Consider the following 23,537-nt stretch of genomic DNA (forward strand, 5'->3'; position numbering starts at 1 on the left):
GCCCCCGGAGCCTGGAGCCGTCCATGCGTTTCGCCACCTACGAACACCAGCACCGGCGCCGGGCCGCCGTCGTCGACGACGACGGCACCCTCCGCCCGGTGCCCGGCGCGCGCTCGCTCACGGAGCTGATCCGGTCCGGCGACGGCCTCGACGCGCTGCTCGGCGTCGGCGCCTCCGCCCTCGGTGCTCCGGCCGGACCCCATGTGTCCGAGGTGCGGCTGCTGCCGCCCCTGGAGCCGCCCACCGTGCGGGACTTCGTCACCTTCGAGGAACACGTCGAAGGGGTACGACGGTCCGTGGACGGGGCCGGCGGAGTGCCGGAAGCCTGGTACGACGCCCCGACCTTCTACTTCACCAACCCGTACGCGGTCGTCGGCGCACACGACGACGTGCCCTTGCCGCCGGGCAGCCACCTGCTCGACTTCGAGCTGGAGGTCGCGGCGGTCGTCGGCCGCGAGGGACGGGACCTCACCCCCGAACGGGCACGGGACCACATCGTCGGTTACACGGTCTTCAACGACTGGTCGGCCCGGGATCTCCAGTCCCGGGAGATGCAGGTCCGACTCGGCCCGTGCAAGGGCAAGGACACGGCCGCCACCCTCGGGCCGTACCTGGTCACCGCGGACGAGCTGGAGCCGTACCGGGACAGTGACGGCTTCCTGCGCCTGGCACTGACCGCCGCTGTGAACGGCGAGGTCATCGGCGAGGACCTGCTGTCGAACATGAGCTGGACCTTCGAGGAGATGGTCGCCTACGCCTCACGGGGCACCGTCGTCCGCCCCGGCGACGTGCTCGGCTCCGGCACCTGCGGCAACGGCGGCTGCCTTGCGGAGCTGTGGGGCGTACGCGGACGGCAGTCACCGCCGCCGCTGCGGCCCGGTGACACGGTCACCCTCACCGTCGAGGGCATCGGCACCGTCTCCAACACGGTGGTGGCGGGCGCCGATCCGGTGCCGCTCCCCGCCGCCCGCCGCCGTACCCGGGAGCGGCCGTGACCGCGCCGCAACGGGGGAGGCTCCCGGGCAAGGTCGTGGTCGTCACCGGCGCGGCCCGCGGCCAGGGCGCGGCGGAGGCCGCGGCGCTGGTCCGCGAGGGCGCCCGGGTGGTCGCCACCGACGCCCGGCCGACGGGCGACTGCCGGCGCCTGGACGTCACCAGCGAGGACGACTGGGCCGAACTGGCCTCGGTCCTGCGGGAGTCGTACGGCGAGGTGCACGGACTGGTCAACAACGCGGGCATCACCTGGCGCGCCCGCGTCGGCGACGTACGGCCCGAGGACTTCGCCCGCGTCCACGCCGTCAACGTCACCGGACCGCTGCTCGGCATCCAGCATCTGGCCCCGCTGATGCCGCCGGGTTCCTCCGTCGTCAACGTCGGCTCCTCCGCCGCCCTCACCGGCCACTACCCGGTCGCCTACACGGCGAGCAAGTGGGCCCTGCGCGGCCTGTCGAAGAGCGCGGCGACCGAACTCGGCCCGCGCGGCATCCGCGTGAACACGATCCACCCCGGCTTCATCGAGACCGAGATGACCGCCTCCGCAGCACCCGCCTTCCGCGACGCGAACGTCCGCGAGACACCGCTGGGCCGCACGGGCACCGCGCACGAGGTCACCCCGCTCGTGGTGTTCCTGCTGTCCGACGAGGCCTCCTTCATCACCGGCGCGGAGATCCCCGTCGACGGCGGCCTCACCGCGCACGGCGGCGTGAAGTCCGTCTCCGACGCCCTGCGCGAGGCGGCGCCGTGAGACGCCCCGACCGAAAGGCAACTCCCCTATGGACAAGGTGATTTCCGGCGCCGCGGCAGCGGTGGCCGACATCGCGTGCGGCGCGTCACTGGCCGTCGGCGGCTTCGGCCTCAGCGGTGTGCCCGAGGTGCTGATCCGGGCCCTGTACGCACAGGGCGCCACCGGTCTGTCCGTCGTCTCGAACAACTGCGGTGTCGACGGACGCGGCCTCGGCGTGCTGCTCGCCGCGGGCCGGATCGCCCGCGTGACCGGCTCCTACGTCGGCGAGAACAAGGAGTTCGCCCGCCAGTACCTCTCCGGCGAACTGGAGGTGGAGCTGGTCCCGCAGGGCACTCTCGCCGAACGGCTGCGCGCGGGCGGCGCGGGCATCCCCGCCTTCTACACCCCGGCGGGCGTCGGCACCCAGGTAGCGCGGGGCGGACTGCCCTGGCGCCACGCGGCCGGGGGAGGATCGGTCGCCGTCGCCTCACCCCCCAAGGAGACCCGCGACTTCGCGGGCCGCCCGCACATCCTGGAGCACGGCATCACCACCGACTTCGCCCTCGTACGGGCCTGGCGCGGCGACCGGCACGGCAACCTCCGCTTCCGCCGTGCCGCCGCCAACTTCAACCCCCTCGCCGCCATGGCCGGCCGGATCACCGTCGCCGAGGTCGAGGAACTCGTCGAACCGGGCGCCCTGGCCCCCGACGAGATCCACCTTCCCGGCATCTACGTCCAGCGGGTCGTGCGACTGACGGCCGCCGAAGCGGCCGACAAGCACATCGAGCACCTTTCCGTTTCCGCGTCTTCGACACGAGGGGCCGTACGCGCATGAGCTGGACCCGAGACCAGATGGCCGCCCGCGCCGCGGCCGAACTAACCGACGGTTCCTACGTCAACCTCGGCATCGGCCTGCCCACCCTGATCCCCGGCCACCTCCCGCCGGACGTGCACGTCGTCCTGCACTCCGAGAACGGCATCCTCGGCACCGGCCCGTACCCGGCCGAGGACGAGGTCGACCCCGACCTGATCAATGCGGGCAAGGAGACCGTCACCGTCCTGCCCGGAGCCGGCTTCTTCGACTCCGCGCTCTCCTTCGGCATGATCCGCGGCGGCCACATCGACACCGCCGTCCTCGGCGCCATGCAGGTCTCCGCCCACGGCGACCTGGCCAACTGGATGATCCCCGGCAAGATGGTCAAGGGCATGGGCGGCGCGATGGACCTCGTCCACGGCGCCCGCCGCGTGATCGTCCTCATGGACCACACCGCCAAGGACGGCTCACCGAAGATCGTCCGGGAGTGCTCTCTCCCGCTCACCGGGGAGAACTGCGTCCACCGGATCATCACCGACCTCGGTGTCCTCGACGTCACCCCCGACGGCCTGGCGCTGGTGGAGACCGCTCCGGGCGTCACCCTGGAGGAGGTCACCGCGAAGACCGCCGCCCCGCTGCGTACCGACGCCGTCGCCGCCTGCTGAACACCTCCCGCCGGCTCCCCGTGGGCCGCCGGACCGGGGATCCCCGCCGGCGGCGCGCAGGGAATCCCGTCCCGGTCCGGCGTCGGTTCCGCGTGTCGAGTACGTGGGCCGCACACAAAGATTCCGCGTCGGGCCCTTCGTACGGACGGAGTCGCTTTGCTAACGTGCGCTAGATCGATTTAGCGGCCGGTCCTCCCCGGTGTTCACTAAATCGATCTAGTGCAGCTAGCGCGATGGGACGAACGCTCGGCGAAGGAGCCGCACATGACGACCCCCTCCCTCCAGGACGGCATCGACCGGGCCGGGTCCCCGATGAAACTGCTGTGGCGGCCGAACGCGGAGCCGTGGCTTCCCGAGGTCGTGGACCGCGAGTACGCCGGCTGGCGTCAGGAGCAGACCGCCTGGCACCAGGGCGTGGCGCTCCTCAACCTCTCGCACCACATGTACGACCTGTGGATCGAGGGTCCGGACGCCACCCGGCTGCTGGCCGACCACGGCGCCAACAACTTCGAGAAGTTCGCGATCGGGCAGGCCAAGCAGTACGTGCCGGTGACCCGGCACGGTCACCTCGTGACCGACGGCATCCTGGCCCGCGAGGGCGAGAACAGGTACCTGCTCAGCGGGATCCCGGCCGCGCAGCACTGGGTGCGGTACCACGCGGAGAAGGGCGGGTACGACGTCGGGTTCGCCACCGACCCGTCCTGCGCCTTCCGGCCCGGTGGCGGTGACCCGAAGCTGTTCCGCTACCAGATCCAGGGGCCGCTGGCCGCCGAACTCGTCGAGCGCGCCTTCGGCGGACCACTGCCGGAGACGAAGTTCTTCCACTCCAGCCCCGTCACCCTGGACGGGCGTCCGGTGCGTGCCCTGCGGCACGGCATGGCCGGCCAGGCGGGCTTCGAGTTCATCGGCGACTGGGAGCACTCCGCGTACGTCCACGAGACGTTCCTCAAGGTCGGTGAGCCCCTCGGCCTGATCCGGGTGGGCGCCCTGGCCTACGCCACACCGAGCGTGGAGAGCGGCTGGATCCCCTCGCCGGTGCCCGGCATCTACACCGACCCGGACCTGCTGGAATACCGCCGGTACCTGCCTCTGTTCGGTATCGAGGGCAAGCGCCCGCTGAACGGCAGTCACTACTCGGAGGACATCGAGGACTACTACGTGTCCCCGTACGAGCTCGGCTACGGGAAGATGATCTCCTTCAACCACGACTTTCTGGGCCGGGACGCCCTGCTGAAGGCGAGGGACGAGCCGCTGCGCACCAAGGTCACCCTCGTCCTGGACCCGGACGACGTCCGCTCCGTCATCGGCGGGGGAGAGGACCCGGGGTTCGTCCTCACCTACGCCCGGCACCGGGTGGAGAGCGCGGCCGGTCCGGTCGGCATGACGATGCAGAGCGCGTCGATCGACCCGGTGGGAACGGTGCTGGCGCAGACCCTGATCGACCCGGAGCACACCGCGCCGGGCACCGAGGTGGCGGTCGTCTGGGGAGAGCACCCCGGTTCCGGCACCGACCCCGGGGCCGACCTCGGCTTCCCCCGGATCCGCGCCACCGTCCAGCCGTCCCCGTTCAACGCGCACGCACGCACCCTGTACCGCCACAACCGCTGACGCGGGTCGACCGAGAAGCGAAACGAGAGACGTCAAGACGATGCAACCCGCGAGCACGGTAAGCACAGCGGTCGGCACCTCGCTGCTGGACGACTTCTCCCTGGAGATGACCGGGAAGGACGTCCCCAAGCTGGAGGAGGCCCGCGACACCATCCCCCCGGGCACCCGGATCAACGTCACCTTCCTCGGCAACGAGGACCTCCGGCTGCGGCTGGACGCGGCCCGGGCGGTCAAGCGGCTCGGCTTCGTGCCCGTACCGCACATATCCGCCCGGCGGCTCGGATCCCGCGACGACTTCGAGCGGTTCCTGGCCGGACTGCGCGCGGACGGCACCTCCGACAACGTGTTCCTCGTCGGCGGGGACCCGGCACACCCCGAGGGCCCTTACGCGGACGCGCTGTCCCTGATCGGCACGGGGCTGCTGCGGGAGTACGGCGTCCGTCACGTCGGCATCGCCGGCTACCCGGAGGGCCACCCCTCGATCGACGGCACCGCCCTGTGGTCCGCGCTGCGGGACAAGCACGCGGCACTCGCCGCCCAGCCGCTGGAGGCCGGCGTCACCACCCAGTTCGGCTTCGACGTCGACCCGGTGCTCGCCTGGGTGGAGGAGGTCCGCAGCCGTGGCGTCGGTCTGCCGATCAGGATCGGCGTGCCCGGTCCCGCCGGAGTACGGCGGCTCATGGCGTACGCGGCCCGCTTCGGTGTCGGCACCAGCGCCTCCGTCGTCAAGAAGTACGGCTTCTCCCTGACCAATCTCATGGGTACGGCGGGACCGGACCGATTCCTGCGCGCTCTCGCGGCGGCCCACGACCCCGCCCGCCACGGCGAGTTGAAGATCCATTTCTATACGTTCGGCGGGCTCGGGGCGACGTCCGACTGGGCCGCCCGCTTCCGGAAGGACAGCCCGGCATGACCCTCACCCAGGACGCTCCGGCCCGCGCCGCCAGGAGCGGGCCGCCCGCCCCGCAGGCCTCGCTCGTCGTGCAGGGCGCGGACGCCACCGGCATCGTGGCCGCCGTCACCTCCGCCCTCGGCGGCCACGGCGCGAACATCGTCTCCCTCGACCAGTACTCGGACAATCCGCAGGGCGGCGCCTTCTTCCAGCGGACCGTGTTCGGCCTCGACGGCCTCCAGGCCGCGCTGCCCGCCCTGCGGGCCGACCTGGACCGGAACCTGGTGGACGCGTTCGGGCTCCGCTACACGCTCCGCGACCTCTCCGTGCCCAAGCGGGTGGCGATCTTCGCCTCCAAGTCCGACCACTGCCTGCTCGACCTGCTCTGGCGCCACCGCCAGGGCCAACTCCCCGTCACCGTCGCCATGGTGATCTCCAACCATCCCGATGTGGCCGAGGAGGTACGGAGTTTCGGCGTCCCCTTCTTCCATGTCCCCTGCCAGGGCGCCGACAAGTCGGCCGCGGAGGCGGAACACCTCCGACTGCTCCAGGGCAACGTCGACTTCGTCGTCCTGGCCCGCTACATGCAGATCCTGTCGGCGGACTTCATCGATCGGGTCGGCGTGCCGATCATCAACATCCACCACTCCTTCCTGCCCGCCTTCATCGGCGCCGGACCGTACGCCAAGGCCAAGGAACGCGGGGTGAAACTGGTCGGCGCCACCGCCCACTACGTCACCGAGAACCTCGACGAGGGCCCGATCATCGAACAGGACGTCGTCCGCGTCACCCACGCCCACACCGCCGGCGACCTCACCCGCCGGGGCGCCGACGTGGAACGCGCGGTGCTCTCCCGCGCCGTCCTGTGGCACGCGGAGGACCGCGTGATCCGCGACGGCAACCACACCATCGTCTTCGCCTGACGGCACGCGACGACGGCACGCTGCGCACGGCACACTGGCGGTCGCGCTCGTCGCGTAGGCTGACGCCCGGGACTTAATCGTTCTACGCGTGGCTGAGAGGGAGTGGGTCGGCGTGGGCCGTTCCGGTCGGGTGACGCTGAGCGACGTCGCCAAGGCTTCCGGTGTGTCCAGGGCGACGGTGAGCTTCGTGCTGAACGACGACCCACGGCAGACGATCTCCGCCGCCACCCGGGAGCGGGTCACCGAGGCCGCCCGCGAGTTGGGGTACGTCCCGCACGGCATCGCCCGCGCCCTGCGCGAGGGTTCCTCGCGCATCGTCGTGCTCAACGTCGACCGGGGCATCGAGGGCAACTTCTCCCGGAGCTATGTCCGAGGGCTCGACGAGGAACTGGCCGAACACGACCACGTCCTCCTCGTCCGGCACGGACACGCGGCGCCCGAGGCCACGCAGAAGATCCTCGACGCCATCGTGCCGCGGGCGGTGCTCAGGCTCGGCGAGGCCTACATGAGCGGGCACGAATCGGACGGGACGGATGAGCAGGACGAGACGGTTGAGCAGGGTGAGCCGGACGAGCAGGACCGGGAGAGCGGCTTCGCCGCGAACGCCGCGCTCCAGATCGGCTTCCTCGCCGAACGCGGGCACACCCGGATCGCGATGGCCCTGCCCGACCACGAGTTCCCGCTGACAAAGGCCCGGCTCGGCTTCGCCCGGGAGGCCGCCCGGCGACGGGGACTCGCGCCCCTGGAACGCCTTGTCGTGCCACGGCCGCGGGAGGCCGGCGCGGCCGCCGTCCAGGCGTTCCTGGCGGCGCACGCGGAGGTGACCGCGCTGGCCGCCTTCGACGACGACATCGCGCTGCGCAGCCTCACGGCCCTGCGCGACCTCGGGCTGCGGGTGCCCGAGGACGTCGCCGTGATCGGTTTCGACGACACCGAGTACGGCTCCCTGTCCACGCCCGCGCTCACCACCGTGCGCATCGACGCCGAGATCCTCGGACGGATCGCCGCGCGGGACGCCCTCGGTATCGACACGGAGGGCCTGGCACCGGTGCGCGGCCAGATCGTGGACCGCGCGTCCGTGTGACCGCCGACCAGCCGGTGACCGCCGCCGAGCCGTGACGAGCCGACGCCGTCGGCGGGAGCGGCCACGTCCACCGGTCGCGGTGAACCGTCCGCCTCGCGGTACGGGGCGTCAGGGGACGTTCGTAGGTGCGCAGGGCCAGTTCCGCGCGCAGCCGGCTCAGGCGGTCGATCTCGGCGTCGAGGGCCGCGATCCTGCGGTCGACCACCCCGGAGCCGGGCCCGCCGGAGTCGGGGGCCCGGCTCCGCCGTCGGGGATTCTCCACCAGCAGGCCGATCCGGTCGGCGAAACTGCGCAGATCCTGCCCTGGCAGCCGCCCGGCACATGGGGAGCGACGACGAACCAGCGGTCGGTGTCCAAGGCCAGACCGGGCCCGATGAGCCCGTCCCACCAGCCGGGGGTGGGGTGACCGGGTTCGGCCGGCCCGGCGGCATGGCTGTCGCCGGTGAGCGCGTGGAGCACCGGCACGGCATCGGAGCGGTCCGGTGCGAGCCGCCCGCAGGTCTCGAACGAGGACGAGCAGCGCGGTCGAGAGGAGCCGGCGAGCTCGGGCCGCCCGCTTGACGGCTCCTGCCGGTGCACGAGAAGTGGGGCCGACCGGAGGTTCTCCGGGCGGCCCCACTTCAGGGTGACGTCGTGAGTCAGACGCTTCGGTGGTTCTGGTAGTAGCCGCCGACCTGCTCGTGATAGCCGGCGTCACCGACGTGCTTGTCCTTGTCGAACTCGGGGGAGTTCTTGATCTGCTCCTTCGTGAGGTCGACATAGATCTTGCGCTCGGCCTGGTCGACCGTCTTGACGGTTCCGGCCGGAAGCAGAACGTGCTTGCCGAAGATCCATACGCCGGTGTCGACGACCAGGTACGAAGAGGTGACGTCGTCCGAGTGCTTGTCGACCTTCCCGATGCTGCCGTCGGTGGCCTCGACCGTGTAGCCGATCAGGTCGGTGCCCGCGGTGTGGCCGGTGGTCGGCTGGTAGCCCCAGATGCTGTCACTCATAAAACGGCTCCCTCATCGATATTCTTCGCTGCCTCCGCAGTCGAATCTGCGGGGGTGTGCTGACGTCATCACATTCGGTGCCGCCTGCTCAGAAAATCGAGTGCCCTGTTCTTCGCCACCCACGCATTCACTCCGAAAGAAAATTCAGATGGCCGGAGGAGTCGTGTTGGAGGCCATGGTTCCTGGCGGCACGAACACCCTCCGGCCACGACCTCCCAGTACCCTGAATCCCAGTACCCTGAATCAACAGAGTCACCATTTTCATCCCGCTGTGACAGGGGAACCGAACAGGGGTGGGCACCGACGCCACGGCGCCGGTGCCCACCCCTGTTCGGTCGTGATGAAGGCCCGCTTACCAGCGGTACCAGCGACCCCGCTTGCCGCCGCTCGCCGCAGGACGGATCACGAATCCGAGGACCCACACGATCAGCACGACGACTGCGATCCACCACAGAGCCTTGAGTGCAAAACCGGCACCGAAGAGGATCAGAGCAAGCAGAAGAACGAGAAGAACAGGAACCATGGTTATCTACCTCCGATCCATCGTGTGCCCTGCGGGGCGATCTTCACTCCTGGCGACGCGCTGTGTTCTTTTGGAGAGCCCGTAGCCCATAGCTCATATCCCGTAGCCCCAGAGCGCGGAGCCCAGAGCGCGGAGCCAGGAAAAGCATGTGGGCTGATTCCTGTTTGGGAGTGGAATTTGGGGTCAAGGGGACGCGTTATTCGGAGAATGACCCCTGCGTGGCCCCGATGTTGATCGAGACAGAACCACGATCCCGGCAAGGCCGAGGACGAGGGGAGAGGCGTCGGGTTCGGAGACGGCCCGTTCGGAGGCGGGCCGAACCGTCAGCGGGCGCGGTGGCCGGCGGGGGTGCGGCGGTCGGCGATCCACTCTGCCAGGGCGAGCAGGGTGGACTCCGCGCTGTCGGCCATGTGGTCCTGCAGCGAACGGACGTCCTGAAGGGTGTCACCCAGGACCGGGTCGGCGCGCAGCAACCGCCAGGACTGCCGGACGATGCTGCCCCGGCCCTGCTCGTGGAAGTGCCAGTCCCAGCGCACGATGCCATGGTCGGCTCCACCCACGACGAAGGCGAAGGCGGTGCCCGGATCGGCCCGCACCACCTCGGAGTGGGTGACCCATTCGCGCCCGTCCCGACGGTTGCGGCCGCTGAACCGGGCACCGACCCACGGACCGTCGCCCGGCGCGTAGTTCACCCCCTCGGCGCTCGGACTCCACGTCTCGATCAGTGACACATCGCTGATCAGGTCGTAGACGGAGTCCGGCGGCGCGTCGACCCAGCACCGCCGGGTGAAGGCGAACGGAGTCAGGTCGAGCCCGGCCAGCGGGTTTCGGGGGCCGGAGGTGGTGGCGCTCATGGATTCTCCCGGAAACGACGAAGAGGAACGCGGCCCATCCTGGAGACCGGGGCCGGGCCGAGCCAGACCCCACCGATCCCTACCCCGGCGGGGTGAGGCGCGCGCCCTCGGCGGTGCGCATACTCGGTGCCATGACCAAGCACGGGCCCCTCGCCGACTTCCTCCAGGCACGCCGTAGCCAACTGCGTCCCCAGGACGTCGGGTTGCCGACCTACGGTGAGCGGCGCCGGGTGCCCGGGCTGCGCCGGGAGGAGCTCGCGATGCTCACGGGCATCAGCGCGCCCTACTACACCCGCCTGGAACAGGGCCAGTCACGCAACGCCTCGCGCGAGGTGCTCGACGCCGTGGCGAGCGCCCTGCGCCTGGACGAGTCCGAGCGTGCCCATCTGCACACCCTGGCCCGTGCGCCAAGACGGCCCAGGGCCGCCGGCCGACCGCCCGTCGAACGCGTCACCCCGGCAACGAGCGCCCTGCTGGCGGCCATCGAGGGCACACCGGCCGTCGTCATCGGCCGCCGCAGCGATGTCCTGGCCTGGAACCGGCCGGGACACGCGCTGTTCGCGGGGCATCTCGACGCGGCCAGCCCCGACGACCCGGGCCGACGGCCGAACATGGCCAGGCTGGTGTTCCTCGACGCGCACACCCGCGATCTGTACAGCGACTGGCCCGCCAAGGCCCGGGCCGTGGTGGGCAATCTGCGTCTGACGGCCGGCCGCTTCCCGGACGATCCGCTGCTGGCCGGACTGGTCGGCGAACTCGCCATGCGCAGCCCGGAGTTCGCCACGATGTGGGCCGATCACCGGATCCAGGCCTGCGATGTCGCCGACTACGAAATGCGCCACCCGCTGGTCGGGACACTGGCGGTCACCCAGCAGACCCTCCAGAGCCCGCAAGGACGCGGACCGTCCCTGGTGGTGGCCACGGCCGCGCCCGGGTCCCCGTCCGCGACAGCCCTGACCCTGCTCGTCCACACCACCGCGCCATACGAATCGACCCAGCCGCGCCACGGCGCCGAGACCCGCACCACCTGACCCGAGCCACTCCGTCGCCCGAGGGCGCCCGGCGCTTGCGCATCCGCCGGAGCGTCCCGCTGCCGGGCTGTCCACCTCGGCGGGCCGTCCGCCCGGTCGGACGGTCCCACGCCCGCCGGTCGGCCTGTCCGACGCCCGTCGGTCGGCGGCACGATCACGGCCACCCCCGAAGCACCCCTCGTCCACGGCACCGCACCGCGGCTGCCGCATGCCCGAAAACAGAGAAGGAACCATGTCCGAGCGAAGCATCAAGCTGATCATGTCGGCAGTTGTGGTGGCCGCGGCCGCCCTTGCAACGGCTGTGCCCGCCGACGCGACGTCCACCGGGGGACCGCTGACACATGTGCGGGTCGCCACCCACTTCGACCTGTCCGCGGGTCAGATGCCGGAGAACATCACCCTGCTGCCCGACGGCACGGCGGCCGTCACCTTCGCCGCCGGCCGCCAGGTGGCTCAGGTCACCCGCCAGGGCACCACGCGTGTCCTGGCGACGCTGCCCGCCCCGGCCGACGGCGGAGTCGACACCCCGGTCCTCGGCTTTCCCCTGGCCACCGGCATCGCCCACACCTCGGACGGCACCCTGTACGTGCTGTACGCGACCGGCACGGCCGACCTGACGGGGCTGTGGCGGCTGCGCCCCGCGCAGGCGCCGCAGCGGATCGCCGCACTGCCCGCAGGAGGCCTGCCCAACGGGCTGGCACTGGACGAGCGCAGCCGACAGCTCTACATCACCGACTCGGTGCTCGGCACCGTGTGGACCGTCCCCGTCACGGGCGGCACCCCCCGGGCGTGGTCCACCGCTCCCGAACTCGCCTCGACCGGCTTCCTCGGCGCCAACGGCGCGAAAGTGCACGGCGGCGCGCTGTGGGTGACCAACCTGGACCAGGGCACCGTCCTGCGCATCCCGATCCGTTCGGGAAACCGTGCGGGATCACCGCAGGTCAAGGCTTCGGGCCTGGCCGGTATCGACGACTTGGCCTTCACCGGCCGCGGAGACGAGATCCTCGCCGCCCGCAACGCCCCCAACACGATCGTGCGCATCCGGCCGGACGGCACCAGCAGCACCGTCCTGGATGCCACCGACGGACTTCAGAACCCCACCTCCGTAGCGCTGCGCGGCAATGACGTGTACGTGCTCAGCGCCGCCTACACCACGGCCACCGACCCCAATCTGCTGCGCGCCCGCCTGGGCGGCCGCCCGTAGCAGGCATGGCTCGTTGGAGCCGTCGGCCCGGGAACGGTCCGAATCCTGTCCTCGGCGAGAGGGGCCTGGTCGTCTGTCGACGCCGGACCCCTCGGCTCGTGGACTGCTCCGAGCGGACGTGTCGGCCCGTCGCGTGCTACGGGGAGGTGGGCAGGTGCGGGGAGCGGAGTACGAGCAGGGTGATCTCGCTGGGGGCGAAGACGCGGAACGGCGGGCCCCAGAAGCCGGTGCCGCGGCTGGTGTAGAGGAGGGTTCTGGGGCCGTGGTGGCTGAGGCCGGCGAGTGCGGGCTGGTCGATGCGGACCAGGTGGTGGAAGGGCCAGATCTGGCCGCCGTGGGTGTGGCCGGAGAGCTGGAGGTCGATGCCGGCGGCCGCTGCCCGGTCGATGAACTTGGGCTGGTGGGCCAGGAGCAGGACGGGCAGGTCGGGGTCGGCGCCGTTCAAGGCGCCGGCCAGGTGGGCGCGGTGGCCCGCCAGGCCGGAGGACTCGGCGGTGACGTCGTCCACGCCGGCGACCACGAGGGTGTCGCCTCCGCGTTCGAGCAGCAGGTGGCGGTTGCGCAGCGGTTCCCAGCCCAGTTCGTCCATCAGGTCGACCCAGCCCTGGGCCTCGCTGTAGTACTCGTGGTTGCCGGTGACGTATACCCGGGCCCGGGTGGCCTGCACGGTTCCGAGTGGGGCGGCCTGGGCGCGGCGGCGTTCGGCCGTGCCGTCCGCGATGTCGCCGGTGTGGCAGACCAGGTCGGCTTCCAGGGTGTTCACCGTCTCGCACACCCGTGCCGACCAGCGGGCGCGATCGAGTGGGCCGTAGTGGGTGTCGGTGATCAGGACGACGCGGATGCCGTCCAACCCGGGACCCAGCCGGGGGAGTCGGACGTCGAGCCGGCGCACGCGTGGCACGCGGCGGGCTTCGACGTACCCCCAGGCGAGCAGCACGGCGGCTGTGCCGAGGACGGCCCAGGTGACGATTCGGGCCCGGTCCTGACTCTCGCCGACACCGGCCACGGTCAGGGCGAGCCGCAAGAAGACGCCGAGCAGCACGGACCAGGTGAACAGAACCCAACTCGTGCCCAGCAGGGTGTCACCGACGATCGCCGCCCGGTCCTGCTGGCGCCGGCCGTGGCCGCGCATCATCGCGAGCGGCATGCCGACGAGCCCGAGCACGAACAGGGCGGTGCCGGCCGGCGTGACGGGCAGCGGCCAGTGTTGGCCGGTGTACAGGAGCACCCAGCAGGGCACGGCCCACAGCAGGACGGGGGTGATCAGGGGGAGGTAGCGCATCAGGCGGTGCAGTCGGCTCTGCCGCGGAGCTTGCCCTTCGCTGTCGGCGACTCGGGTGTTGCTGGTGTCGGTCACGCTTCCCCTCACAAACCAGGCTGCCGTCTCGCGCACTGTATCCGGTCGCCCTCGGACCGGCCGGACCGGCGTTCATGGGCGCGGACCCGTGGGTCGAAGGGTTCTCCGCGGGACGGCAGGACTCCGCCGCAGACACCTCCTTCGGCATGAGCCGCGATCAGGGAGGCCACTGTCATCCCGGGACTTGTCCAGGCTCACCACCTGCGCACTCAAAGATCAACCGACTGTGCGATCGGGTCGCGTGACCCGGGCGGGCTCGGCCTTCCGCCGAGCCCGCCAGTCCGGCTCCATACCGGAGCCGGACTCGTGTCACGCCGTCAGCGCTGCAGTGTCAGCAGACCCGGACGGTAGGGCAGGAGGCCGTAGTCGCCGCCGGAGTCGGGGCTGCGCCCCTGGTAGAGCAACTGCAGATTGCAGGGATCGACGGTCATGGTCTGATCGGCGCTGGTGCGGATCAGTTCGCCATGGCTGATGTCGTTGGTCCAGGTGGCGCCACTGTTGGCCTTGCCGGCGAAGGGATTGCTCTCGGTCGCGGCCTGGGGTGTCCATGAGCCGTTCAGACTGGTGGCCGTGAACGAGCGGAAGTAGCGGCCCTGCGAGCCGATCGCCTCGACGATCATGAGGTAGCGGTTCTGGCCCTGCAGCTTGTAGACCTGCGGGGCTTCGAACAGGTTGTTCGTCGTATCGCTCATGATCACTGTCGAGGTAGTGCCGAAGCTTCCCGGGAAGTTCCCGATCGGCATACTGGCCCGGTAGATCTTGCCGTTGTCACCGGCGAAGAACAGGTACATGTTCGTCCCGTCACCGATGAGCGTCTGGTCGATGGGTCCTGTTCCGGAGCCGGAGATGCTTCCGGAGAAGAGCACCTGCTGGGATGACCAGCCGTTCGGGTTGGTGGGGTCGCTCGACGTCCGGTAGGAGAAGGCCGTCCCGCCCCACTGGTAGGCGAGCACCCAGATGTTCTTCGGCGCGAAGTAGAAGAGCGTGGGCGCGACGGTGGAAGCCGACATCGGGTTCTGGCCGGCCGAGGCCATCTCCGACCAGTTGGTGAACAGGCCGAAGTTCATCGAACCCCAACTCGTCCCCGTGTCGTGCGTCGTCGCATAGACGAGTTGCCTGCCGTTGTAGGGGACTACGGTGAAGTCCTTGAGCGAGGCCCACCCCGGCTTGGGCTGCGCCAGCGCGCCCGTTGATGTCCAGCGGTACGCCGACGGAAGGTCGCACGAGCCGGGATCGGCGCCGCCGACCTTGACGAGCTGCCACTGCTGGTTGGTGCCGCCCCAGTCGTCGTACTGGACCGTGTTCGCGTTGTCGGCGGTGGAGGCGCCTTGTATTTCGAGGGCCTTGTTGCTGTGGCGCGAGATGAACCTCACGTAGCCGTCCGAGCTGTCGGCCAGTCGCCACTGCTGGTTGTCGGCGTTCAGGTCGGACCACTGGACGATCGAGCCGCCGTTCGCGGTGGACCAGTTGTAGACGTCCAGCACCTTGCCGGAGTGCCGGGACTTGATGCGGTAGTAGCCGCCCCCGGAATCGACGAACTGCCACTGCTGCTGGCTCTGGTCGTTCCTGGTCCACTGGGTGATGCGGGCGCCGTCGCCGGTCGCCATGTTGTAGACATCCAGGGCCTTGCCGCTGTTGCGGTTGACCAGCACGTACGAGGCGTTGGGGTCTACGGTCGCCGCGGCGGCGGGCTGGGCGCCGAGGAAGGTGGCCACGAGCAGCAAAGGCGCGAGGACGGCGAGTAAGCGTCCTGGACGGACCGGGGACGGGCGGCGAAACCACATCAGAGGGCCTCCTTGGGGGGGGCGGGGGTGAGGTGACCCCGATGAATCGCGGGGCGGAAGCGCCGGGGGAGGGACAATCTCGAAACATTCGAAGAATTCCCGGATGCTGTGACGCCACAAGCTAGGAATGTGGAGCCCTCTGGTCAAGGCTTGTCGCCGATCTGTCCACAAACAGCGCCTCCCCTTCGGGCGTGACGAGCTGTCACGCCGACCGGAGGCGCTCCGGCGTCTGCGAGAAGGCTCGCCAGTACAGGGCCTCCGCGAGGAGTGAGAAGTCGAGCCGGCGGCGTCCGTACCCTCGTCCCGGCCCCGGCCGTACGGCATTCGCCGACGCGGCGACGGGGGTTCGCCGTTCGGCTCGCCGGGATTCCGGAAATTTTCGGGCGAGGAACGGAAACTTCTTCTGCGGGGAGTATTGACGACCCGTCACCAATACCTCAATCATCCCTGTCTGAGAACCCGGCCGTAGTTCGAGATGTCGAACCGCGTCGGCTCTGGGCAATCTGTGCTGCACGGCAGATGCCCGCGCAACTGCACGACAGATCCGCGCACCGAAGCACCCGCGCCACCCGTCTCGTTCCGGTGAGGTTCGCACCAGCGCAACCTGGCTCTCGCGCAGTTGGAGAGGTGCGCGACGCCGCGTGGCGGTCCCTCGGCCGAGCCGCGATGGAGTACCCCCATGCCTGTGTCGAAGCACCGCCGCCGCCCCGCCGGTACGTCACCCGACCGCCGGTACGTCACCCGACCTCCGACCAGTGCCGTCCGTGCCGGTTCAGATCGTCCCGGTCCCATGACCTCGGTGTCCGGTGATCAGTGCCGCCCGGGTTCCGCACTGTCCGTCCGCCGATGGGGAGCGGACGACGCATTCCCCCTGCGCTTCGGTCCTTCCGTCCTTCCGTGATGTCTACCTTGGAGGCACAGCCATGGGCTCGTACGTCCTTCCCAGACCCGTTGTCCGCCGGAAGATCCGCGGCCTGCTGTTGGCGCTGGTCGTCGGCGTCCTCGGTACGGTCACCACACTGGTCGCGCCGCCGACCGCACACGCCGCCGAGAACACGCTCGGCGCCGCGGCGGCGCAGAGCGGCCGCTACTTCGGCACGGCCATCGCCTCCGGCAGGCTGGGCGACTCGGCGTACACGACGATCGCGGGCCGTGAGTTCAACTCGGTGACGGCCGAGAACGAGATGAAGATCGACGCCACCGAACCGCAGCGGGGCCAGTTCAACTTCACCGCCGGTGACCGCGTCTACAACTGGGCGGTGCAGAACGGCAAGCAGGTGCGCGGCCATACCCTGGCCTGGCACTCCCAGCAGCCCGGCTGGATGCAGAGCCTCAGCGGCAGCACGCTGCGCCAGGCGATGATCAATCACATCAACGGCGTGATGGCCCACTACAAGGGCAAGATCGCCCAGTGGGACGTCGTGAACGAGGCCTTCGCCGACGGCAGTTCGGGAGCCCGGCGCGACTCCAACCTGCAACGCACAGGCAACGACTGGATCGAGGTCGCCTTCCGCACCGCGCGCGCCGCCGACCCGGCCGCCAAGCTCTGCTACAACGACTACAACGTCGAGGACTGGACCTGGGCCAAAACCCAGGCCATGTACGCCATGGTCCGGGACTTCAAGCAGCGCGGCGTGCCGATCGACTGCGTCGGCTTCCAGTCGCACTTCAACAGCGGCAGCCCCTACAACAGCAACTTCCGTACCAGCCTGCAGAACTTCGCCGCCCTCGGCGTCGACGTGGCCATCACCGAACTCGACATCCAGGGCGCCCCGGCCTCCACCTACGCCAGCGTGACCAACGACTGCCTGGCCGTCCCGCGCTGCCTCGGCATCACCGTCTGGGGTGTGCGCGACAGCGACTCCTGGCGAGCGGAGCAGACGCCGCTGCTGTTCAACGGCGACGGCAGCAAGAAGCCCGCCTACACCGCCGTCCTCAACGCGCTCAACGGCGGCTCCACCACGCCCCCTTCGGACTCCGCACCGATCAAGGGCGTCGGATCGGGCCGCTGCCTGGACGTGCCCGGCAGCAGCACCACCGACGGCACCCAGCTCCAACTGTGGGACTGCAACAACGGCACCAACCAGCAGTGGACGTCCACAGCCGCCGGTGAGCTCAGGGTCTACGGCAACAAGTGCCTGGACGCCGGCGGCACCGGCAACGGCACCAAAGTCCAGATCTACAGCTGCTGGGGCGGCGACAACCAGAAATGGCGCCTCAACTCCGACGGATCCATCGTCGGCGTCCAGTCCGGCCTCTGCCTCGACGCCGTCGCGGGCGGCACCGCCAACGGCACCCTGATCCAGCTCTACTCCTGCTCGAACAGCGGCAACCAACGCTGGACCCGCACCTGATGGGACCTGCCACAAACGAAAGGGCGAGTCGATGAAGACCTTTGGTGCGGCTTCCCCCGCCCCTCCGACAAGACATCGCTGGTGGTCCCGGGTCGCCGCCGTGATGGCGGCGACCCTCGCGATCGGCATGCTCGCCGTGGTGCATCCGGCACCCGCCGAGGCGGCGACGGTGGACACCAACGCCTGGTACGCCCTGGTCAATCGCAACAGCGGCAAGGCGCTGGACGTCTCTGGCGCGTCCACCGCCGACGGCGCGCGGGTCAGCCAGTGGACGCGCAACGACGGAGCCAACCAGCAGTGGCAGTTCGTGGACTCCGGCGACGGCTTCTACCGCCTCAAGGCCCGGCATTCGGACAGGGTTCTCGACGTGGCCGGCGGCTCGACCGCGGATGGTGCCGCGATCCAGCAGTGGGCCGACCACAACGGGGCCAACCAGCAGTTCCGCCTGGCCGACTCCGACGCGGGCCACGTGCGGCTGATCAACCGCACCAGCGGCAAGGCGGTGGAGGTGCAGGGCGCCGCCACCGCAGACGGCGGCAACGTCGTCCAGTACACCGACTGGGGCGGCGCCAACCAGCAATGGCAGATGATCAAACTGTCGGCACCTGGCGCCGGCGGATGCGGCAGCCCCCCGACTCTGGCGAGCGGTACGCACACGATGCAGAGCGGCGGCAAGAGCCGCAGCTTCATCCTCAGGGTTCCCGCCGACTACGACGACGGCCACCCCTACCGGCTGATCTTCGCGTTCCACTGGCGGGGCGGAACCGCCGGCGACGTCGCCTCGGGCGGCACGAGCGGGAACGCCTGGTCCTACTACGGCCAACAGGAACAGTCGAACAACAGCGCGATCCTCGTCGCCCCCCAGGGTCTCGGCAACGGCTGGGCCAATGCGGGTGGTGAGGACATCACCTTCGTCGACGACATGATCCGGCGGATCGAGGGCGGCCTCTGTGTCGACCCGGCACAGCGTTTCGCCACGGGATTCAGCTGGGGCGGCGGGATGAGCCACGCGCTCGCATGCAGCCGGGCGAACGTCTTCAGGGCCGTCGCGGTCATGTCCGGCGCTCAGATCAGCGGGTGCAGCGGAGGCACCCGGCCCATCGCCTACCTCGGCATCCACGGTGTCGGCGACTCCGTCCTCAACATCGCGCAAGGACGGTCCCTGCGCGACAGATTCGTCAGCAACAACGGCTGCACCCCCCAGAGCCCGCGCGAGCCCGCGCCGGGCAGCCGAACGCACATCACCACCACCTACTCGGGCTGCCGTGCCGGATACCCGGTCCGATGGGCCGCGTTCGACGGAGACCACATACCCGGTCCGGTCGACGGCTCCGCCGGCGAAAGCGGCGTCGCCACCTGGACCAAAGCGGAGATCTGGAGGTTCTTCGCACAGTTCGGGTGACACGCCCGCACGACGGAGTGGAGCCAGGACGGTCCCGGCTCCACTTCGTCGATGTCTGTCCCGGATCGAAGGGCGGAGAGGCGACCGGAATCATCCACTGGACGAACGAGGTCGAGCTGCGCCCCTTTCCGCTCGTTCCCGGCGAGAACGGGCAATGAACCGCGAGCCCTGACTCCTGTGTCGGGTTGCCTGAGGCGCGACGGGCCTCCAGGCAACGACCGTGAGCTCTGGAAGAACCCGAGCTTCTTGGGGCCGTAGGAACAAAGAATGTTCTTCGTCTGCGCCGTTGGCCGGCCACGTGCCGGTGCCCGTGAAGCCGTGGTGGACCGATATGCCACTGGGCGCAGCCGCCACACCGGTGCGTCGCTGACCGACCCCGGGTGTCCAGTACGCGCCGTCCCGCACTCTCCGTGCGCAGCGCCGCCGGATCGCGGCCGGCGCTCTGGGCGTGGGCGAGCGCGGCTGCAAGGGCGTACCGGGCCGGCTCGGCCGGCTCAGGTACTGCTGTCCGTAGATGGGCGGCCGGCTGATGCCGCAGGGTTTGCGACAGTCTCCGGACGCATCGGCGGCAGCGAGTGCGGCGGCGCGGATGACGACTCCTTGGCCGTCCGCCGACTGGTGGAGAGCTTCTGAAGGGCTGCGGGAGTCGGCGAAAGCCGGTGTTCTTCGGGCCGTGGACTTCTTCGGCTCATGGCGTTACCGCGTGGCGGATCCGTCCTACGCGTCCACGTGGGGTGGCGCGAACGGTGAGCTTCTAGTGTCGTCCTGTCGCACGAGGACCACCACGTACGCGCCGTCAGCCGTGGAACGGATGAGCCGACATGCACCTCCCTGACACTCAATCAACCGCGGAGGGTCCAGCTCCCGGGCCGACGGCCAGAGACTCACCGACGGCATCGAGGAATCCCGGCAAAAGGGTGTCCGCGGCGGGTCGTTGACCGATCTGGCCGTGGGACTCGGCCGCAAGCGCCGCCCCGCGATCGGCAACGTGGTCTTCCGAGAATTCTCAGCGGCCGGTGACACCACAGTCTCAGCCGCCTCTGCCGCCGCCGTCCCTCCCTCAGCCTCGGCGCTCATCCCGGTGGGCGCCGCGTGCCGAACGATCCCGCATCGACCAACCGCGGAAGGAATCTCCGTCATGAACAACTCCGGCACGCCCAGGGCGTCCACCCAGGCCACCAGAAGAACGTTCGTGAAGACGGCCGGTGTTGCCACCGCCCTGCCCTTCGTTCCCGCTCTCGCCGACCTGGCCCTGGCCGGTCCCGCCGAGGCGGCCGCGGCGACCGTCCTGCCCGACTACGCACCGGTGCCGGGCGCGGCGGTCGGTCCCACGCTCACCGACGGCTACTACGTCGGCCGTATCGGCGGCCACCTGTACTGGGTCACCGACGGTTATTACCAGGCCATGTTCCTCACCACCACCACCGGAGTCGTGGTGGTGGACGCGCCGCCGACCATCGGCCACAACCTGCTGCGGGCCATCCGCGGGGTCACCGACGCCAACGGCAGGCCGTCCGAGGTCACGCACGTCATCTACTCGCACAGCCACGCCGACCACATCGGCGCCGCCGTTCTCTTCGGCACCGGGGCACGTCGTATCGCGCACGTCGAGACCGAGCGCTTCCTGCGCCAGGACAGGGACCCGAACAGGCCCCTGCCCCACATCACCTTCAAGGACCGCTACACCCTCAGGGTCGGCGGGGAGACGCTCGAACTGGCTCATCACGGCCCGAACCACTCGCCGGACAACATCTTCGTCCACGCACCCCGTTACAAGACCCTGATGGTGGTCGACGTCATCTATCCCGGGTGGGTTCCCTTCAAGAACCTCGCTGTCTCCCAGGACATACCGGCGTGGGTCGAAGCCCACCAGGTGGCCATGAGATACCCATGGCAGACCCTGGTCGGGGGACACCTGGGCCGCCTCGGTCTACGCGCGGACGCCGTCGTCCAGCAGCACTACATCGACGACCTGGAACTCAGCGCACGGCAGACCCTGGAATCGCTGGACCCCACGCCGTTCTTCGACAAATACGGGCCGACCGGCAACTCCTGGGCCATCTTCAAGACCTACCTCGACGCGGCGGCGAACCAGGCCGCACAGCCAGTCGTGGCGAAGTACACGGGCCGGCTCGCCGCCGTCGACGTCTTCACCGTGGACAACGCATTCGCCATGATCGAGTCCCTGCGCATCGACCAGGGACTCCTCGGGCCCTTCGGCATCCGCCCGTAGAGCCACGGCCCGGAGCGCGCACGCGGGTCGCCCGCCACGAGCCCTGTGACGGCCGCCGGCCCGCTTCCGACTACGTGAGTACGTGGGCCGGTCGCCGCGCAGCGCGCCTAACGTCGTGTCCGGCACCACGTGACACGACCTGCAGAACGCCGGTGGCCGCCACGCACCGCGCCGCCCCGGCTCTCACCACCCACTCCGCACTTTGCACCCCGCACTCCGCGGTCCGTCTAAGGAACCTCCATGCCATCACCCATGTCCCGTTCGTTCGTACGCTCACGCCCGGCGCTTCTCGCCCTCGCCGTGACCACCGCGTTCACCGCGATGTTCGCCGGCGTGCAGGAATCCGCGGCCAGCGGCAGCCCGACGGAATACGTCGGATCCGAACAGCGCGTCCCCGCCGGATTCACCGAACAGAGAGCCGAAGTGGGGGGGCGTGCACATCAACTACGTGCGAGGTGGTCACGGGCCCACACTCGTGCTGCTGCACGGGTATCCGCAGACTTGGTACGAGTGGCGCGACCTGCTCCCCGAGCTGAGTAAGCACTACACCGTCATCGCTCCCGATCTGCGGGGCGCAGGCAAGAGCGACGCCCCGGCCGGCGGCTACGACAAGAAGACGATGGCCGGTGACATCAACGGACTGCTGCGCCAACTCGGGCTGGACAGCGACATCCGCCTCGTGGGCCACGACATCGGCACCATGGTGGCCTACGCCTACGCCGCCGCTCACTCCCGCCAGGTGCACCAGCTGGTGCTGAGCGAGGCACCGATCCCGGACAAGGCGCTGTACGAGTATCCGTCGCTGACCGCGCAGGGCCCCGGCGCTTGGCACTTCGGCTTCTTCGACCTGAAGAACGGCCTGCCGGAGAAGCTGATCGACGGCAAGGAAGAGATCTGGGTCGACGGATTCGTCGATTCCCTCGAGGTGCAGAAGGACGGTGTCGGACCCGCCCAGGTCAAGGAGTTCGCCAAGTACCTCCGTGACGACGCGCATCTGCGCGCCAACCACGAGTGGTTCCGTGCCTTCCCCACGGACATGGCGGACAACCTGGTCTACAAGAAGACCAAGCTGCCCATGCCTGTGCTGGCCATCGGCGCGAGCAGCAGCCTGAAGGACCAGGTCGAGTTGCAGGTACGTTCGTACGCCCGCCACGTCACCGGCGCGGTCATCGCCGACTCCGGTCACTGGATCTACGAAGAGCACACCGCCGAGATGACGCGCCGTCTTCTCGACTTCCTCGACTAGACAGGGAGAGCGAGCGACCATGCCGTACCAAGGTAGGCCGCCGTCCCGGCGGCAGGTCGTGGGGAGCGCCGGAGCCGCCACCGTCGCGTTGGCGACCTCGTCGATTCCCGCCGCCGCGCAGGCGGGACACCCCCGGACCGTCAAGCCCACCATCGTCCTCGTGCACGGCGCATGGGCGGACGCCGCGAGCTGGCAGGAGGTCACCCGGCGGCTCCAGCGCCGCGGCTACACCGTGCACGCGGTGCCCAACGCGCTGCGCGGCCTCGCCGAGGACGCCGAGGACCTGAACAGTTTCCTCGCTCAGCGTGTGACCGGTCCGGTGGTTCTGGTCGGCCACTCCTATGGAGGGGCCGTGGTGACGAACGCCGTCACCCCCGCCGCCGACGTCAGAGCGCTCGTCTATGTGGACGCCTTCGTCCCGGAACAGGGCGAGACCGTCCTGGGCCTGCAGGGCGAGGGAGCCGACCCCGGCGCGCTGTTCGACCAGGTGGTCCATGAGCAGCACGGCGAACAGACTGTCGACCTCTACATCAAACCGGACCTGTTCGGCGAGGTCTTCGCCAACGATCTGGCCCCCGCCACGGCGGACCTGCTTGCCTCCTCGCAGCGCCCCATCGCGCTTTCCGCGCTGCTGGAAGCCTCGGGCCCGCCCGCCTGGAAGAGCCTGCCGAGCTGGTATGTGCTCGGCACCAGGGACCACATTCTGCCGCCGGACCGGCAGAGGTCCATGGCTCAGCGGGCCCGCAGTCGCATCATTGAGGTCGCCGGGTCCCATCTCGTCATGCTGTCCCGGCCCGACGCCGTGGTCGACGTGATCGTGAGCGCGGCCCGCGGCACCGCTTGACCCG

20 protein-coding genes and 1 pseudogene are annotated in these 23,537 nt (G+C 69.9%); 15 read left to right on the forward strand and 6 right to left on the reverse strand.

The genetic code is table 11. The features are described 5' to 3' along the window. Positions 1-23: 23 nt before the first annotated feature. From OHU34_RS36425 to OHU34_RS36460, 8 genes are all read left to right on the forward strand, one after another. Entirely contained in the window at positions 24-995 is a 972-nt protein-coding gene (locus OHU34_RS36425; protein WP_405770314.1) for a fumarylacetoacetate hydrolase family protein, read from the forward strand. After that, a complete protein-coding gene (locus OHU34_RS36430) occupies positions 992-1,744 on the forward strand; it encodes an SDR family NAD(P)-dependent oxidoreductase (protein ID WP_142269102.1) in 753 nt (250 codons plus the stop codon). The genes OHU34_RS36425 and OHU34_RS36430 overlap by 4 nt, the downstream gene beginning before the upstream one ends. A 28-nt stretch (positions 1,745-1,772) precedes the next feature. Continuing rightward, positions 1,773-2,558, forward strand: a complete 786-nt coding sequence (locus OHU34_RS36435; RefSeq protein ID WP_142269101.1) for a CoA transferase subunit A — start codon at positions 1,773-1,775, stop codon at positions 2,556-2,558. Then, complete coding sequence (locus tag OHU34_RS36440; RefSeq protein WP_142269100.1) at positions 2,555-3,202, forward strand: CoA transferase subunit B; 648 nt, start codon at positions 2,555-2,557, stop codon at positions 3,200-3,202. Before OHU34_RS36435 ends, OHU34_RS36440 begins: the two co-directional genes overlap by 4 nt. A gap of 264 nt (positions 3,203-3,466) precedes the next feature. Next, positions 3,467-4,810 (forward strand): aminomethyl transferase family protein, encoded by a 1,344-nt coding sequence (locus tag OHU34_RS36445; RefSeq protein WP_405770318.1) that lies wholly within the window; start codon positions 3,467-3,469, stop codon positions 4,808-4,810. Positions 4,811-4,850: 40 nt separating this feature from the next. Then, complete coding sequence (locus OHU34_RS36450; RefSeq protein ID WP_405770321.1) at positions 4,851-5,723, forward strand: methylenetetrahydrofolate reductase; 873 nt, start codon at positions 4,851-4,853, stop codon at positions 5,721-5,723. Then, entirely contained in the window at positions 5,720-6,625 is a 906-nt protein-coding gene (purU, locus tag OHU34_RS36455) for a formyltetrahydrofolate deformylase (protein WP_142269097.1), read from the forward strand. Before OHU34_RS36450 ends, purU begins: the two co-directional genes overlap by 4 nt. A gap of 88 nt (positions 6,626-6,713) precedes the next feature. Beyond that, positions 6,714-7,709 (forward strand): LacI family DNA-binding transcriptional regulator, encoded by a 996-nt coding sequence (locus OHU34_RS36460; protein ID WP_230196590.1) that lies wholly within the window; start codon positions 6,714-6,716, stop codon positions 7,707-7,709. A gap of 231 nt (positions 7,710-7,940) precedes the next feature. Here the strand turns inward: OHU34_RS36460 and OHU34_RS36465 are convergent. The 4 genes and pseudogenes from OHU34_RS36465 to OHU34_RS36480 form a co-directional block, all read right to left on the reverse strand. Then, positions 7,941-8,246, reverse strand: a pseudogene (locus OHU34_RS36465) (homoserine O-acetyltransferase); the annotation flags it as partial. Positions 8,247-8,347: 101 nt separating this feature from the next. Continuing rightward, positions 8,348-8,701 (reverse strand): PRC-barrel domain-containing protein, encoded by a 354-nt coding sequence (locus OHU34_RS36470; protein WP_142269096.1) that lies wholly within the window; start codon positions 8,699-8,701, stop codon positions 8,348-8,350. A gap of 352 nt (positions 8,702-9,053) precedes the next feature. Further along, positions 9,054-9,224, reverse strand: a complete 171-nt coding sequence (locus tag OHU34_RS36475; RefSeq protein ID WP_142269095.1) for a hydrophobic protein — start codon at positions 9,222-9,224, stop codon at positions 9,054-9,056. Positions 9,225-9,547: 323 nt separating this feature from the next. Continuing rightward, entirely contained in the window at positions 9,548-10,078 is a 531-nt protein-coding gene (locus tag OHU34_RS36480; RefSeq protein ID WP_405770325.1) for an SRPBCC family protein, read from the reverse strand. A 131-nt stretch (positions 10,079-10,209) separates the two neighbouring features. Here OHU34_RS36480 and OHU34_RS36485 point away from each other — a divergent pair, with 131 nt between their 5' ends. Then, positions 10,210-11,109: a helix-turn-helix domain-containing protein gene (locus tag OHU34_RS36485; protein ID WP_405770332.1), complete on the forward strand. Its 900-nt coding sequence runs from the start codon at positions 10,210-10,212 to the stop codon at positions 11,107-11,109. A 232-nt stretch (positions 11,110-11,341) separates the two neighbouring features. Then, positions 11,342-12,313 (forward strand): hypothetical protein, encoded by a 972-nt coding sequence (locus OHU34_RS36490; RefSeq protein ID WP_142269092.1) that lies wholly within the window; start codon positions 11,342-11,344, stop codon positions 12,311-12,313. Positions 12,314-12,449: 136 nt separating this feature from the next. Here the strand turns inward: OHU34_RS36490 and OHU34_RS36495 are convergent, their stop codons facing one another. Together OHU34_RS36495 and OHU34_RS36500 are read right to left on the reverse strand one after the other, a co-directional pair. Next, entirely contained in the window at positions 12,450-13,670 is a 1,221-nt protein-coding gene (locus tag OHU34_RS36495) for a metallophosphoesterase (RefSeq protein ID WP_142269091.1), read from the reverse strand. 317 nt (positions 13,671-13,987) lie between these two features. After that, positions 13,988-15,454, reverse strand: coding sequence for a non-reducing end alpha-L-arabinofuranosidase family hydrolase (locus tag OHU34_RS36500; RefSeq protein WP_142269090.1), 1,467 nt, complete (start codon positions 15,452-15,454; stop codon positions 13,988-13,990). 923 nt (positions 15,455-16,377) lie between these two features. Between OHU34_RS36500 and OHU34_RS36505 the strand changes: the two genes are divergently transcribed. From OHU34_RS36505 to OHU34_RS36525, 5 genes are all read left to right on the forward strand, one after another. Next, positions 16,378-17,808, forward strand: a complete 1,431-nt coding sequence (locus tag OHU34_RS36505) for an endo-1,4-beta-xylanase (RefSeq protein WP_142269089.1) — start codon at positions 16,378-16,380, stop codon at positions 17,806-17,808. A gap of 100 nt (positions 17,809-17,908) precedes the next feature. Beyond that, complete coding sequence (locus tag OHU34_RS36510) at positions 17,909-19,210, forward strand: RICIN domain-containing protein (protein WP_142269934.1); 1,302 nt, start codon at positions 17,909-17,911, stop codon at positions 19,208-19,210. Positions 19,211-20,348: 1,138 nt separating this feature from the next. After that, complete coding sequence (locus OHU34_RS36515; protein ID WP_405770337.1) at positions 20,349-21,443, forward strand: MBL fold metallo-hydrolase; 1,095 nt, start codon at positions 20,349-20,351, stop codon at positions 21,441-21,443. A gap of 433 nt (positions 21,444-21,876) precedes the next feature. Further along, positions 21,877-22,689 carry an alpha/beta fold hydrolase gene (locus OHU34_RS36520; protein WP_405770340.1) on the forward strand — a complete coding sequence of 271 codons (813 nt, stop codon included), beginning with the start codon at positions 21,877-21,879 and terminating at the stop codon, positions 22,687-22,689. 19 nt (positions 22,690-22,708) lie between these two features. Next, the gene (locus OHU34_RS36525; protein ID WP_405770343.1) at positions 22,709-23,533 is read left to right on the forward strand and encodes an alpha/beta fold hydrolase; all 825 of its coding nucleotides are present in this window, start codon (positions 22,709-22,711) and stop codon (positions 23,531-23,533) included. The last annotated feature ends 4 nt before the right edge of the window (positions 23,534-23,537 follow it).

It is taken from the genome of Streptomyces sp. NBC_00080, assembly GCF_045041255.1.
In the GTDB taxonomy this organism is placed as follows: Bacteria; Actinomycetota; Actinomycetes; order Streptomycetales; family Streptomycetaceae; genus Streptomyces; species Streptomyces coriariae.